At 50.2% G+C, this 16678-nt stretch carries 7 protein-coding genes; 6 read left to right on the forward strand and 1 reads right to left on the reverse strand.

From position 1 onward, the window contains the following. Nucleotides 1-11 precede the first annotated feature (11 nt). On the forward strand, nucleotides 12-1256 hold the full coding sequence (gene ftsA, locus HMPREF1028_RS10650; RefSeq protein ID WP_003779891.1) for a cell division protein FtsA: 1245 nt from the start codon (nucleotides 12-14) through the stop codon (nucleotides 1254-1256). A gap of 223 nt (nucleotides 1257-1479) precedes the next feature. Further along, nucleotides 1480-2670, forward strand: coding sequence for a cell division protein FtsZ (gene ftsZ / locus HMPREF1028_RS10655; RefSeq protein WP_003757229.1), 1191 nt, complete (start codon nucleotides 1480-1482; stop codon nucleotides 2668-2670). A 518-nt stretch (nucleotides 2671-3188) separates the two neighbouring features. Here the strand turns inward: ftsZ and ubiG are convergent. Further along, the gene (ubiG, locus tag HMPREF1028_RS10660) at nucleotides 3189-3908 is read right to left on the reverse strand and encodes a bifunctional 2-polyprenyl-6-hydroxyphenol methylase/3-demethylubiquinol 3-O-methyltransferase UbiG (RefSeq protein ID WP_009312763.1); all 720 of its coding nucleotides are present in this window, start codon (nucleotides 3906-3908) and stop codon (nucleotides 3189-3191) included. Nucleotides 3909-3968: 60 nt separating this feature from the next. Here ubiG and HMPREF1028_RS15760 point away from each other — a divergent pair, with 60 nt between their 5' ends. From HMPREF1028_RS15760 to HMPREF1028_RS10685, 4 genes are all read left to right on the forward strand, one after another. Continuing rightward, the gene (locus HMPREF1028_RS15760; RefSeq protein WP_003764615.1) at nucleotides 3969-4094 is read left to right on the forward strand and encodes a hypothetical protein; all 126 of its coding nucleotides are present in this window, start codon (nucleotides 3969-3971) and stop codon (nucleotides 4092-4094) included. A gap of 66 nt (nucleotides 4095-4160) precedes the next feature. Further along, nucleotides 4161-5090 carry a hypothetical protein gene (locus HMPREF1028_RS10665; protein WP_009312764.1) on the forward strand — a complete coding sequence of 310 codons (930 nt, stop codon included), beginning with the start codon at nucleotides 4161-4163 and terminating at the stop codon, nucleotides 5088-5090. Between the two features lie 647 nt (nucleotides 5091-5737). Beyond that, entirely contained in the window at nucleotides 5738-6160 is a 423-nt protein-coding gene (locus HMPREF1028_RS10670; protein WP_036529630.1) for an ESPR-type extended signal peptide-containing protein, read from the forward strand. Between the two features lie 869 nt (nucleotides 6161-7029). Then, a partial coding sequence (locus HMPREF1028_RS10685) for a hypothetical protein (protein ID WP_232203843.1) occupies nucleotides 7030-16678 on the forward strand: 9649 nt, incomplete at its 3' end.

Raw genomic sequence — 16678 nt, forward strand, 5'->3', positions numbered from 1 at the left:
GAGCAAATATAATGGAACAACAAGGTAAATATATCAGTGCCCTCGATATCGGCACATCCAAAGTCATCGCCCTGATTGGCGAAGTACAAGACGACAACGAAATCCACATCGTCGGACTCGGACAGGCACCATCTCGCGGCCTTAAAGCAGGCATGGTAACCAACATTGACGCGACGGCCCAAGCCATTCAGCAGGCAGTCAATGAAGCCGAATTGATGGCGGACACCAAAATCAGCCACGTTACGACCGGTATCGCGGGTAACCATATCCGCAGCTTGAATTCGCAAGGGGTTGTCAAAATCAAAGACGGCGAAGTTTCGCAAGCCGACATCGACCGCGCCATCGAAACCGCTAAAGCCATCAATATCCCGCCGGATCACAATATCCTGCATACCGTGGTGCAAGAATACATCATCGACAACCAGCCCGGTGTCAAAGAGCCTATCGGTATGAGCGGCGTTCGACTCGATACCCGCGTACATATCATTACCGGTGCCAATACCGCCCTGCAAAACATCCAAAAATGTATCCATCGTTGCGGTTTGCAAATGGACCAAATCATGCTTCAGCCTTTGGCGAGCGGTCAGGCTGTTTTGACTGAAGACGAAAAAGATTTGGGCGTATGCGTCATCGACATCGGCGGCGGTACGACCGATATTGCCGTTTATACCAACGGCGCCATCCGCCATACTGCCGTGATTCCCGTGGCGGGCGATTTGATTACCAAAGATTTGGCACAAGCACTGCGCACCCCGCACAGCGCTGCCGAATACATCAAAATCCACTACGGCGTGGCGATTCCCGATATGGACGGCTTGGACGAAATGGTCGAAGTTCCCAGCGTCGGCGACCGCCAACCCCGTCAGATTTCCCGCCGCGTTTTGGCAAGTGTCATCGGTCCGCGCGTCGAAGAAATCTTAGAGCTGACCCTTAACGAATTGCGCCGTTCAGGCTTCCCTGAAGAAGTCCTCACATCAGGTATCGTTCTGACCGGCGGCGCATCTATGCTGACCGGCATCGTTGAGCTTGCCGAAGAAGTATTCGCCTTGCCTGCACGCATAGGCGTACCTCAAGAAATGGGCGGCGTATCCGAACGCATCCGCAATCCGCGCTATTCAACCGCCATCGGTCTTTTGCAGGCGGCAAGGGGAGAAGAAGACGGCGCACCGGTGACCGGCGCTATCGTAGTTCATGATCAGGCTGAAAAAATCAGTCTGTGGGCAAGATTGATGAAATTTGTTAAAGACAATTTCTGATTGTTCCGTTACTTGCTTACAGGGAAAATGAATTGCCGTCGGAATAGTTCCAATCGCAATAATTAAAAACTTGTGTGCTTTCGTTAAAAAATGTAGTAAAAAAATAACGGTAATGGTGAATGAATAAGAAGTATTTTGCCAGCCTCGGAATACTTCTTATATAATACGGGTAATATCTAAATTTTTGGACCGTCCTCGATGCAGGGCGCGCAGGAGTATTTGAATGGAATTTGTTTACGACGTAGCTGAATCAGCCGCAAGCCCTGCGGTCATCAAAGTAATCGGCTTGGGTGGCGGCGGTTGCAACGCTATTAACAACATGATTGCCAACACCATCCAAGGTGTTGAATTTATTAGTGCCAATACTGATGCACAATCTTTGGGTAAAAATAACGCAGCCAAGCGCATCCAATTGGGTACTAATCTGACCCGTGGTTTGGGTGCAGGTGCCAATCCTGAAATCGGCCGTGCTGCGGCACAAGAAGATCGCGAAGCCATCGAAGATGCTATTCGCGGCGCGAATATGTTGTTCATCACCACCGGTATGGGTGGCGGTACCGGTACCGGTGCGGCTCCTGTGGTTGCCGAGATTGCCAAAGAAATGGGTATCCTGACCGTTGCGGTCGTTACCCGTCCGTTCGGCTACGAAGGCAAACGCGTACACATTGCCCAAGAAGGTTTGGAGCAGCTCAAAGGTCAGGTCGATTCATTGATTATCATCCCGAACGACAAACTGATGACCGCATTGGGTGAAGACGTGACCATGCGTGAAGCGTTCCGTGCGGCGGACAACGTCCTGCGTGATGCCGTAGCCGGTATTTCCGAAGTGGTTACCCGTCCCGGTTTCATCAACCTTGACTTCGCCGACGTTAAAAACGTAATGGGCATCAAAGGTATCGCTATGATGGGTTCCGGTTTTTCCCAAGGCATCGACCGTGCCCGTTTGGCAACCGAACAAGCGATTTCCAGCCCGTTGCTGGATAATGTGACTCTGGATGGTGCGCGCGGCGTATTGGTCAACATCACTACCGCTCCGGATTGCCTGAAAATGTCCGAATACCGTGAAATCATGAAAGTGGTTAACGAGAATGCGCATCCTGAAGCAGAATGCAAATACGGTACTGCCGAAGATGACAACATGGGCGAAGACGCTATCCGCGTAACCATTATTGCGACCGGTTTGAAAGAGAACGGCAGCGAAAACCAAATGCGTGCGGCTGTCCGCGCACAAAAACTGGTTAGCGGAGTCGATGATTCCCATGTTCAACAACCGGGTAGTGTAGAAAGTTTGGTAAGAACCAACCGCGGTATTCGCTCCATGAATCTGACTGCGGCAGATTTCGGCAATCAGTCTGTTTTAGATGATTTTGAAATTCCTGCGATTTTGCGCCGTCAGCACAATCCTGATAAATAATCGATAAAAAGCCTGCTTTAAGCAGGCTTTTTCGTTTCTATATTTGTATCTGTACAATGTAGAGCGTAGTTTTTGAAGGATTCAAAAGGGGTAGGGTGTTGATATAGTGGATTAAAATAAAAATGAGACAAGGCGGCAACGCCCGCCGTGTACGGGTAGTACATAAGGGCGTTGGCAACGCCGTATCATTGCAATTTTAATCCACTATATCTGTACTGTCTGCGGCTTCTTCGCCTTGTCCTGATTTAAATTTAATCCACTATATCTTTTGATAGTCTCGAGTGAATATGAATCTATCGATACGATTTGGTTTTTGGGTTTTGTCAGGGCGCTCCCGTTTTAAAGCTGGATTTCCGTTTGTTTGGAAACAGCGGTCTTTATTTGCGGGAAGTCCGTTTCAAAAAATTGAATTAGAGAAGCGGGCAAGCTGCATTGGTGAGAAGTTGAAAAGAGGTCGTCTGAAACGTTCTTAAACGTAAGTTTCAGACGACCTCTTCTCATGATTCAGATAGGCAGATTTAAACCGGGCGGCAGGCAATAATATAATTCACTTCTGTCGAGTCGCATAAAGAATAGCGGCGGGTCAAGAGATTGTAGGTCATGCCCTTGGTATCGATAACGTCCAAACCTGCCTGCCTGCACATCCGCGCCAGCTCGGCGGGCGTGATGAATTTCTGCCAATCGTGCGTCCCTTTGGGAACAAAGTTCAACACATATTCCGCACCGACAATCAGATGGAGATAAGATTTAGGGTTGCGGTTGATGGTGGAGAAAAACACCATGCCGTCAGGCTTTACCAGCTCCGAACAGGCTTTGACGATGGCGGCGGGGTCGGGAACATGTTCCATCATTTCCATACAGGTTACAACATCGAAGCTGTGCGGCTGTTCGGCGGCAAGGTCTTCGACGCGGATGCAGCGGTAATCGATATTGTCTACACCTTCGGCAGCAGCATGGGTTTGGGCGGTTTGCAGCGACTTTTCCGCCATATCGATACCGATAACGTGCGCCGCGCCGCGTTTTGCCATGCTTTCCGACAAAATCCCGCCGCCGCAGCCGACATCCAAAACACGTTTGCCCGCCAACTGCGCGAACGAGTCGATATAGCCCAAGCGCAGCGGATTGATGTCGTGCAAAGGTTTGAACTCGCCGTTTTTATCCCACCATTTATCCGCAATTTGGCTGAATTTAGCGATTTCGTCCGCATCGACGTTGTGTTGTCCGGCTGCTTCCATCATGATTTTCCTGATTTGGATTTCGGGTTGAAGAGGGTTTCGATTTTATAGCAAAGCGGCAGGATGGAACAGAGACAAACCGCCGCCAGCCGCCAAAAAGGTCGTCTGAAAACGCCGCTTACCCTTTTCAGACGACCTTTGACTTGTTTTTACCCCTTCCGCCTTGTTTGCCGCGACCTTTCCCATTAATTTATATCGAGTCCTCCTCGCATTGCCAAAACAGCAAGCCCCGACCTTCACCAAAAAGAAAACCCAATGAAACCATTTATCCGCGCCGCATCCCTACTCTTCCTTGCCACCGCCTCCACGCTTGCCTTCGGCAAAGACTTTATCATTTACGACCGCATGGACTACGTCGGCAAACCCGACCTGACCGCCGACAAATTGTCCAAAGTATTCCTGATTTACGAATCCGAGCTGGTGATGCCCGACCCTGCCGGCAAGCGCAAACACGGCGTATTGAACGAAAAACGCATCCGCGAATTGGCGCGCCAATCCTATCGCGAAGGCTATCGCACCATTTCCACCGATATCGAAACCTGGTTTGCCGAAAAAGACGGACAAATCCTCACGCCTCAGGAACTTAAAACCGACTTTGCCCGCATGTACCAGATTTTCAAAGAAGAAAATCCCCGCGCCTACATCAGCAACTACGGCTTGCCCGACGAACACTTACACGCCATCCGCTACTACCAAACTCAGGCGGACAACGAGGCAGTGTTGGCAAAATGGCGGCAGTTCAGCAAACGCCGTCAGATGAGCGCAGCCATCAGCGACTATGCCAATCCCGTGTTCTACATCACCACGCCCGATTTGGCGCAATGGGAAAAAGACGTCCAAACCACCGTTGCCGAGATTAGAAAGCGTTATCCCGACAAAAAAATCATCGGCTACCTCTGGCCGCAATATTATTCCGCGAGCAACAGCCCGTATTTCAAACAATTTATCGATGCCGAACGCTGGCAGAAAATGCTCGAAATCAGCAGCAAATATATGGACGGCGTGATTATCTGGTCGGACAAGCGCGATGAAAACCATCAAATCGTCCGCTGGAACGACCCGCGCATACAGGCAATCATGCGCGCGACCAAATCCTTTATCGCGGCGCACCCCAAAGACATCGCCGTCGAAACATTGCAGCCGCCGACATCATCCAAATCATTGAAAAACAGCAAATTGAAATAAAGCAACGCATTTCCTGCCGTCAATTTAGCATGACGGCGGGCGGATAAATCCGCTAAGCAAAAAGGTCGTCTGAAACCCAAAATTTAGGTTTCAGACGACCTTTTTGTCGCAATGGCGGCTTTGTTGCTTATTAATCCACTATAACAGGGAGAGTGATGTCCATGATCTTGTTGCAGTTTATTTTCAGACGACCTTTTTCAAAATTCGCTTACGGCATTTTTTCATTTTAGTATAAATGCTTTATGGAAGTCTGAAAGCATGAATCAGATATGTCATCTTTGGCATAGTAATTGCAGGTTAAATGTCATAGTTCTATATTGTTTGGTAAATAAGTGTTAATTTTAGAAGCAAGGTTATGGATTATCGGAGCTTTTTCTAAATAAACGGTAAGGTTAATTAGCTTAAAACACTATTTCCTCAGATATAGATATGTTCTAAAAATTGTACCTAAGTGACAATTAATGTCAGCCTGGTTGATTTTCAATAACATATAAACAAAATAAATGAATGCCTGCCTCATAAAATCCGCGTGTGCCTGAAGAAGAAGATCCTGCGGCGGGGTAGTGCGGGGAGTACGTCTTATTTTGATTGTATATGCTTGAATTCAATCTGATATTTTTTAATAAATCCAACCAAGAGAGATTGTTATGAATAAGATTTTCAAAGTTGTGTGGAACCGTACCATCGGCTCTTTCGTCGTTACCTCCGAATTGGCGAAGGGACGTGTCAAATCAAGCAGCGAAGGTGCTGAAGGGGATGTGCGCGCCTCAGAGGAAGGTCGTCTGAAAACCTTATTCAGGCTGACGGCGTTGAGCGCGGCATTATTGGGATTTTCCGAAGGGGCTTGGGCAGTAATTCCGGAAGGGTCATTAACGGGGGGGTACTCTCTATTGGCACAGGATCGACTTCCGCAAACGGAGCAGGTGCCATGGCTATCGGTCATAATGCTCAAGTTAAAATCAATGGTGGTTTGGCAATTGCTCCCAATTCGACTCATACAACAATTTCTAACGGCAATAATGCTATTGCCATCGGTGTCAATCTCCGTGCGGATGGATCGAAGGCAATAGGGATTGGTGCGGATACTACTGTTAATGGAATAAGTGCCATTGCAATTGGTAACAATGATTCGGGCAGAATGGCGAATCAAGGTGTTAGCGGTAACGGTGCTATCGGTGTGGGTAGCAATTTAACCGTACGTGGCAACAATGCAATTGCTGTGGGTACGGAATCTCAAGCAAAGGCAAGTGATGCCGTTGCCGTTGGTACAGGTGCACAGGCAACGTTAGCTAATTCGATTGCTATTGGTAAAAATTCGGTTGCAACGGGTATGTATGGTACGGCAGCATTAGGAAGGGCGACTGCCATCGGTTTTAATACACAGGCGCTTGGAGAGGATTCTGTTGCCATCGGTTCTGGCGTGGATGCCAATGCTGCCGCACTGGCACAAAATAGACAGAGTGTAGCTCTCGGGTGGTCAGCGAAAGCAACAGGGACAACACAAGCGGTTGCCATTGGTCCAGATGCTCAGGCGTCAGGAGCACAATCAACCTCTATTGGTAACAATACCCGTGCAACGGGCGATTCGTCGATTGCCATTGGTGGTGATGACTGGGATGATGCAAAAAAAAGCGTAAATACACAGTACAAAAAATTGACTGGTTCTGATATGTCCAGTGGTTATCAAGGTACTACGGCTGCTACGGCAGCAGTTGCAGTAGGTGTAAAGGCGCAGGCGACAGGTGCTCTGTCTACGGCTTTTGGTCCGGGTACGATCGCTAGTGGTTTGGGTGCATCAGCATTCGGTGTGGGTGCGTCCGCTACTCAGGATAAATCCGTTGCCATCGGTGCGGGCTCGACCACAACCATTAATGCGGAAAAGATAACTACTGCAACTGTCAATGGTATTACCTATGGTGGTTTCGCGGGTACGAACAACTTGACGCATGGGTCACAGGTTTCTTTTGGTACGGCAGGCTACGAACGCCAGCTTAAAAATGTTGCCCCAGGTGCAATCACTGCAACTTCCACCGACGCGATTAACGGCAGCCAGCTTTACGCGCTTCATGCTGGTTCGGGCAATATCGCCAAAGCGGTTGCCGATGCATTGGGCGGCGGCGCGACTGTGAGTACTGATCCTACAAACCGTCAAGGTACGGTAACGTTACCGTCTTATAACGTGCTCAAAGGCAGTGCTACGCCGAATATGGCAGGTAATGGTACAGCTAACTTCAATGCAACTCCTGCTCGGAGCGTCGCTGATGCGCTGACCAATCTCAATACTTACGTCAACCAAGGCTTTACCGTCAAAGATAATTCGGGCGCGCCGAAGGGCATTGTTACGCCCGGCGAAAGCGTACAGTTTGCCGACGGCAAAGCAACTACCGTTACTGTTGATACCGAAGCAAACGGCAATACTAAAATCAAATACGACGTCCAAGTGGACGGAGAAACTGTCAGAATTGAAAACGGCAAACTGACTGCCGCATCGCAAACTCATTATTACAGCGTTAATCGCCCTGGTACTCCGGTAGCTAACTACAACAATGACGGCGCAACTGGTGAAAACGCGATTGCCGCTGGTCCTGAAGCTAGGGCGGCTGCAAGCAACGCGGTTGTAATTGGTAGCAAGGCTACCGTTGAGGCGGCAGCAGACTCTGTACTTAATGTGAATGGTGAGACTACGGGTGAAGGTTCGGTCGCCGTCGGTTCGCTAAGTAAAGCAAACGGTAAAAATGCAACCGCTATCGGCCAAAAAGCAAATGCCTATGGTCAAAACTCGTTTGCAGGTGGTCAGGATACTGAGTCATCAGGTAAATCCAGCGTGGCTGTGGGTGATGGCTCAAGAGCTACTGATGATTCCGCTACTGCCGTTGGCCCATATGCCAAAGCTACAAAAGCAGGTGCGTCAGCGTTTGGTTTCAACGCCAATGCTCAAGCAATAGGCTCTGTGGCGGTAGGTCGACAAGCACAAGCTCTGAAGTTGAATGCTGTTTCGGTAGGTAATGAAAGCAAAGCAAAAGGAGAAGATACTGTTGCTATCGGTACTAGTGCCGATGCTGTGCAAAATCGGGCAATGGCAATAGGTAAAGGGGCTGTTGCTAATGGTGCTGACACCATTGCATTCGGTGCCGGTACGAAGGCTGACCAAAGATATGCTATCGCTATCGGCTCGGGCAATAATGCTTGGAAAGAAGATTCTGTTGCGTTAGGACGTGCTGCCAATGCAGACGGCGCGGCTTCGTTGGCGCTTGGTGTGAACAGCCATACACGTTTGGAAAACGCTATCGCTTTAGGTAATGGTGCAAACGCCGATTATAGTAATAGCATCGCCATTGGTACGTCCAGCCATGCGGCTGAATCTACGGCAATTGCTATCGGTAATAACGCACAGGCTTTGAAATATAGAGCCGTTGTTATCGGTGATCAGGCTCAATCCAATAACTCGCGCTCTGTCGTTATCGGCTATAAAGCTTCTGCAACCAATCCTGCAAAACCAGGTTCGGCTGAAGATGATTACAATCAAACCGTTGCTATCGGTTCATATGCCAATGCATGGGGTGATCAATCCACTGCCATTGGTAACAATGTAACAGCACAAGGCAATTCTTCTATCGCTATCGGTGCGGACGACTGGGATACCGTTGCAGTGAAAACTGTAGACGGTACGGGTAAAACGGTTAAAGAGGTTTATCAAGACTATACCGGTGATGTGATGCAGGTCGGCAGCGTGTCTCAAACCAGGTCCGGCGAAGCGGCAGTTGCCATCGGTACGAAGTCTGAAGCAACAGGCGAATTGTCTACCGCCTTTGGTACGGGTACACGCGCTCTAGGTGTTGCCTCTGCCGCATTCGGTATGGGTGCGAAAGCCACTAAAGGCAACTCTGTGGCAATCGGTGCGGGCAGTACGACTGCAACCAATGCAACTAAAGTCAACGAAGCTACTGTCAACAATCTGAAATACTCAGGTTTTGCAGGCGGCAACAATGTTAATCCGGGCGACCAAGTGTCTTTCGGTACGGCAGGCTACGAACGTCAATTGAAAAACGTTGCGCCGGGTGAAATCTCTAATACTTCTACGGATGCCATCAACGGCAGCCAGCTGTACGCGGTACAAAACGTTTTGGGCAATACTGCCAAAACTGTTAAAAATGTATTGGGTGGTGATGCACAGTTGGCTGAGGACGGCAGTATTACCATGAATAATATTGGTGGTACGGGTGAAAATACCGTTGACAGGGCAATTGCGTCTTTGAAAACGTCAGCCTTTAAATCGTTTCAATTAGAAACGGCTGCTGCTGCTGGAACCAATGGTCGCGCTGAAAACCATTCTTTACAGGAAATCACGAGTGGCTCCACTCTTCGACTTGAAGCAGGTAAAAATATCCATTTGAATCAGTCAGGAAGTACTGTAAGTATCAATACGGTTGATAATCCTGAGTTTACAGGCGTAGTTACTGCCAAAGGCGGACTAAATATGTCTGAAAACCGTATCACTAATTTGGGTAAAGGTACTGATACTAATGATGCGGTTAATGTTGGGCAGCTCCAAGATGCAATGAATAATCTGCGCGTCAACACTTTAACTACGGTCAGCAATGACGCTCCTTTCTCTTATATTGATAAAGACGGAAAGCTTTTAACCCGCAACGTTAAAGAAGTAGGCGGACAAAAAGTAGTATCGTTTACTTATGTAGATGGTGGTGCAGAATATACCGGTGATGTCACTATTGCCGCTTTGAACGCCAAAGACCCACAAACTTCCGTACCAACTATTGTTGGTAATGTGAAATCGGGTATCAAAGATAATGATGCAGTCAATGTGTCCCAATTGAAGAAAATAGCTGAAGCATTAGGTACACAGGTAGGAACTGACGGCAGTGTTTCTATGCCAACATATGCGGTTGTTTCAGGAGCACCATCTAATTCAAGCGTAGTTAACTACAATACTGTTGGCGATGCGCTGTCCGCTTTGAATAGAGCTGTTAATAGCCCTCTGAATTTTACAGGCGATGTTGGCAATAAGTTTGACCGTCAACTTGGCAGCACCGTGGCCGTTAAAGGCGGACAAACTGATCGGGCTAAATTGTCTGATAATAATATCGGTGTGGTTTCAGACGACCAAAATCACACGCTGAATGTCAAACTGGCAAAAGAATTGACCGGCCTGACTTCCGCAGCCTTCAGCGATGGCGTTACTACTGGAGGTACGACCGTTAACGGCTCTGGCGTAACCATCGGCTCCGGCAGCAACCCAGTGAGCCTGACTGCTGGCGGACTCTCCAACGGCGGCAATAAAGTTACCAACATTGCCGACGGCGCAGTAGATACCGACGCAGCAAGCTACAAACAAGTCAAAGCCGCGAAAACCGAGGTTCAAAAAGGTACAAACGTTGCCGAAGTGAAGAAGACCGAAGGTGCGGACGGTCAGGCAATTTACACCGTTAATGCCAAAGGCACAGTTGTTTCTGCCTCAGGCGCAGACAACGGTCTGACTCTGGGGGTGTCTGAAGATACAACCACCAATGTCACTACCTACAATTTGGATTTGTCAGACAAAACCAAAGAATCCTTGAAAAAAGCCGACAGCGCATTGCAAAACATCGGCGTACAAGTCAACGGTACGGCTGCCAAAATGTTGACTAAAGACGATTCCACGTTGAACTTCGTTGACGGCACAGGTACGACTGCTGAAAACAAAGCCGACGGTATCGCGTTCAATGTTAATAAATCTACGTTGAAAGCGAGTACTGGAGGTTTAGTCAGCGCAGATAAAGCAGGCGATGCTTTCGCCACGGCTGCCGATGTTGCACAAGCCATCAATGAGGCTGTTGCCAACAGCGAAAAAACCAGCGTGGTTGAAAAAGGAGACAATACCCATGTTGCCGCTGTGGAAGCGGGTAATAAAACAACCTACACCGTCCATGCCGACAATACCACGGTCAGTGTAAAAGCTGACGGTAAGTTGGCATTGAAGTCGTCTGAAACGATAAACGGTAACCAAACCAAAACCACCAACTACGAACTTGACCTTTCAGATGCCGCCAAGACTGAGATTCAAAAAGGCGTAGATGCGAAAGAAATCGTCGATACCAAAGGTATTACCTTTAACGGCGATAGCGGCTCTCCCGTAACCAAAAAACTGGACGAAACGCTGGCAATTAAAGGCGACGACAAAAACGTTGAAACCGAAGCAGGTACAGACGGTATTAAAGTCAAATTGAAAGACGAAATCACTGTCCAAACCGTCAATGCCGATAAACTCAAAGCGGGTGATAGTGTTCTGACCAATGACGGACTGACTACGCCTAAAGTCACCGCAGGTAACAGCGTACTGACGACCGATGGTCTAACCATTGCCAACGGTGATAATCCCGTATCCCTGACTAAGTCCGGTTTGAATAACGGCGGTAACAAGATCACCAAAGTTGCTAAAGGTACGGAAGAAACTGACGGAGTGAACGTCAGCCAAATCAAACCGTTGGCTGAAGCATTGAACATGACCGTCGGTGCGGACGGTACGATCGGACAGCCGAGCTTTACCGTCAAACAAGCCGACGGTACAGCAGGCACGGCTGTGCATACTGTTCAAGATGCCTTGAACAAAGTCAGCGACGAGTTGAACAAAGGTCTGAACATTGCCGCAGACAACGGCAATAACCAGAAAATCAATCTAGGTGATACCGTCAAGTACACGAGCAAAGACAAAAATATCGTTACGACTAGTGGCACGAACAAGGATATCGACTTCAGTCTTGCCGAAAAAATCACCATTGGTAAAACCGACGGTAAGAAAGTTGTTATCGACGGTACGAACGGCACGGTAAGCGGGCTGACTAACAAAACCTTGGGCGATACGGATTTCGCTACCAAAGGTCAAGCTGCGACTGAAGAGCAGATAGATGCTGCACAAACTAATTTGGCAAATGTTTTGGGTACAGGTTCAACCAACCAAAACGGTACGGTAACGGTTACCGACATCGGCGACACAGGCAAAACTACCGTCAGCGATGCGATTAAATCTGTCAAAGAAACTGCTGAAAAAGGCTGGAATCTGCAAGCCAACGGCGATACTGCCGAAAAAGTAGCAGCAGGCGAAACGGTAACGTTCAAAAACGGCAAAAACATCAAAGTAACCCGCGACGGCAAAAACATCACCGTGGCGACTTCAGACGACGTCGAGTTTGCTCATGTTAAAGCTAATTCAGTAGAAGCTGCCAGCGTGGTTGCCGACAGCGTCATTGCAGGCAACAGCGTCTTGACTACCGAAGGTCTGAAAATTGGTGATGACAGATCTCCGAACCAAGTGTCCCTGACTAATACCGGTCTGAATAACGGCGGCAACAAAATTACCAAAGTAGCCAAAGGTACGGAAGACGCCGACGCGGTAAATGTCAGCCAAATCAAACCGTTGGCAACAGCGTTGAACACGACCGTTGGTACGGATGGTTCTATCGCAGCACCTAACTTTACCGTCAAACAAACTGACGGTACGGCAGGCACTCCTGTGCATACTGTTCAAGAAGCATTGGACAAAGTGGGCGACGAGTTGGGTAAAGGTCTGAAGATTGCCGCTGATGCAGGGTCGACTGAAAAAGTCAACTTAGGTGACACCGTTACTTACACCGGTATTGATGGCAACATTAGGACCAAAACCCTGTCGGGAGGCAAAGTTGATTTCGGTTTGAACGACAAAGTTACGTTGGGTAAAGCCGGCAGCACCCCGATTGTACTTGACGGTACGAACGGCACGGTAAGCGGGCTGACCAACAAAACGTTGGGCGGCGCAGACTTTGCCACCAAAGGCCAATCTGCAACCGAAGAACAGCTGAATGCCAGCCAAGTGAATCTAAAAACCATTTTGGGCGGTAACGCAGAAAATACCAACGGCAATATCGCTATGAGCAACATTGGCGGGACTAACCAAAATACGGTTCATGACGCAATCAAGTCTGTGAAGGAGACGGTGGAAAAAGGTTGGAAGCTGCAAGCGAACGACGATACCGAAGAGAAAGTTGCTGCCGGCGAAACGGTTAACTTCAAAGACGGCAAAAACATCAAAGTAACCCGTGACGGTAAGAACATTACTGTAGCCACTTCAGACGACGTTGAGTTTACTCATGTCAAAGCTGGTTCAGTAGAAGCTGCCAGCGTGGTTGCCGAAAGTGTTATCGCAGGCAACAGCGTCTTGACTACCGAAGGTTTGAAGATCGGTGCAGACGGTTCGCCAAGCCAAGTGTCTCTGACTACTTCCGGTCTGAACAATGGCGGCAACAAGATTGCCAACGTAGCCAAAGGTGTGGCAGATACTGATGCGGTTAACGTCAGCCAGCTGAACCCGATTGCCAAAGCGTTGAATACCAGCATTAACCCGACTACCGGCGCGATTGAAGCTCCTGTCTTTACTGTAACCAAAGCAGACGGTACGAAACATGAAGCCGTAGGCACGATTCAAGATGCTTTGGATAAAGTGGGCGAAGAAGTCGGCAAAGGTCTGAACATCGTTGCGGACAACGGGTCGTCTGAAAAAGTGAACTTGGGCGATACTGTCAAGTACACAAGCAAAGACAAGAATATCGTTACCACAAGCGGTACAGGCAAAGCGATCGACTTCAGCCTGGCCGAGAAAGTCACCATCGGCAAAGACGCGGCGAACGGCGGCAAACCGGTCGTGATTGACGGTAAAGAAGGTATTGTCAGCGGACTGACCAACACTACATTGGGAGACACCACGCTCGCTGGTTCAAACAAAGCTGCGACCGAAGCTCAGTTGGATGCCACTCAAGTGAACCTGAAAACCATCTTGGGTGGAGAAGCCAAGAACGATAACGGCAATGTATCCACTGCCAACATCGGCGGTACAGGCAAAGACAACGTTCACGACGCGATTGCCGCAGTTAAAGAGACCGTAGGTAAAGGCTGGAACTTGAAAGCCAACGACGAAGCTGACAGCGACAGTGAAAACATCGCCGCAGGCGACACCGTGACTGTGAAACAAGGTAAGAACATCCGAGTGAAACGCAGCGGTAAAGAGCTGACGATTGAGACTTCAGACGACGTCGAATTCGGTACGGTTTCCGCTACTACCGTACTGGCCGACAGCTTCATCTCCGGCAACAGTGTACTGAGCGGAGAAGGTCTGAAGATCGGTGCGGACGGTTCGCCAAGCCAAGTGTCTCTGACCAATGCCGGTCTGAACAACGGCGGCAACAAGATTGCCAACGTAGCCAAAGGTACGGCAGCCACCGACGCCGTCAACGTCGCCCAACTGAACGAACAACTCGCCGCCACTGAAAAAACCACCACCGTCGTCGCCGGTAAGAACGTGACCGTCAGCGAAAAAGTGGACGGCAACAACACCGAGTACACCGTCAACGCCGACAAGACCACCCTCAGCCAAGCGGCTAACGGCGCGGTTAAAGTCAGCGAAGGTGCGAAAGACGCCGACGGCGTTACCGATTACGCCCTCGACCTGACCGACGAAGCCAAAGCCGACATCGCCAAAGGCGTCGCGGCGAAAGACGCGGTGGACAACAAAGGCCTGACCTTTGCCGCCGACAACGGCACGACCGGTGCGAAGAAACTGGGTGACAGCCTGAGCGTCAAAGGCGACGGCAACATCCTGACCCGCGCCGACGAAAACGGCATCGGCTTCTCGCTGGCCGACAAGATTACCGTCGGCAAAGCAGGCAACGGCAACAAACCGCTCGTGATCGACGGTACCGCCGGTCTGATTTCCGGTCTGAGCAACACCACTCTGGGCGGTGCGGACTTTGCCACTAAAGGTCAAGCCGCAAGCGAAGAGCAGTTGAATGCAGCCCAAGCCAACCTGGCGAACCTGCTCGGCGGTAACGCGGCCAACGACAAAGGCAACGTGACCACCACCGACATCGGCGGTACCGGCAAAGACAACGTCCACGACGCCATTGCCGCAGTGAAAGAAACTGCCGACAAAGGCTGGAACCTGAATGCCAACGACGAAACCTCGTCTGAAAAAATCGGCGCAGGCGACACTGTAACCTTCAAAGAAGGCAAAAACGTCAAAGTCAGCCGCAACGGTAAGAACATCACCGTAGCGACTTCAGACGACGTCTCCTTCGACAAAGTAACCGTAGGCGGCAGCGTATTGACCGACAACGGATTGACCGTGGGCAACGGCAAAGCAGGCAAACCTGTCAGCCTGACCAAAGACGGTCTGAACAACGGCGGCAACAAAGTCACCGACATCGCCGCAGGCGAAGATGACACCGACGCAGTAAACGTTGCACAGCTCAAAGCAGCCGCAGCGAAAGCCACGTCCAAAGTGGACAGCGGCAACGACAACATCGTCGTTACACCTGAGCAAAATGCCGACGGCAGCACCACTTACAAAGTGGCGACCGCACCTAACCTCAAAGCCGACAGCTTCACCGCAGGCGATACCGTTGTGAACAACGACGGCGTCAAAGTCGGCGACAAAGTGGCTCTGGGTAAAGACGGTCTGAAAGCAGGCGATGTGAACATCACTACCGACGGCATCAACGCAGGCAACAAAGCCATCAGCAACGTTGCCGCCGGTGTGAAAGACACCGATGCCGCCAACGTCGGACAGCTGAACCGTCTGACTGCCGCCGCCAAGACCGAAGTCGAAGCCGGTACCAACATCGCCGGTGTCACTAGCAAACAAGGTGCGAACGGTCAAACCGTTTACACTGTTAACGCAGACGGCGCAAGCGTCTCCGCAGGTTCCGACAACATCGTCGTAACTAAAGGCAACAAAGACGCCGACAACGTAACCGACTACGCGGTTGACCTGTCTAAAGCCGTCAAAGCCGACATCGCCAAAGGCGTCGCGGCGAAAGACGCGGTAGACAACAAAGGCATCAGCTTCGCAGGCGACAGCGGTACGACCGTAGCCAACAAACTGGGCGATACCGTGGCGGTTAAAGGTGATGCCAACATCACCACCACCGCAGGCGCGAACGGCATTCAGGTCGGCCTCAACAAAGACCTGAAAGTAGACAGCGTCAAAGCAGGCGATACGGTTGTGAACAACAACGGCGTCAACGTCGGCGACAAAGTGGCGCTGGGTAAAGACGGTCTGAAAGCAGGCGATGTCAACATCACTGCCGAGGGCATCAACGCAGGCGGTAAGAAAGTGACCGGCGTCGCCGCAGGCACCGTCGCCGCAGGCAGCACCGATGCCGTCAACGGCGGACAACTGCACCAAGTTTACGAACTGATCGGCAGCAACGGCGGCAACGTCAACACCGCACCGCCGGCAGTCGAAGCAGACGGCAAAGCAGGCTTGGGTAATATCAAAAACATTACCCTGGTGGACAACAGCACCAACCCGAACGTGACCAACGTCACGAACGAGACCAAGATTGCCCAGTCCAACGGTTACAGCCTCGTGACCTACAACGTCGAAGACCAAGGCATGTACGTGACCAACAACGTCATCGAAGCCGTAGGCCGTATGAACGAACAAGGTATCAAGTTCTTCCATACCAACGACGGCGAAGTGAACCCCGACGTACAGGCACGCAACGGCGAAGACTCCAGCGCGAGCGGCGCATACGCCACGGCAGTCGGCTACCAGGCCGCTT

The organism is Neisseria sp. GT4A_CT1 (genome assembly GCF_000227275.1).
Classification (GTDB): domain Bacteria; phylum Pseudomonadota; class Gammaproteobacteria; order Burkholderiales; family Neisseriaceae; genus Neisseria.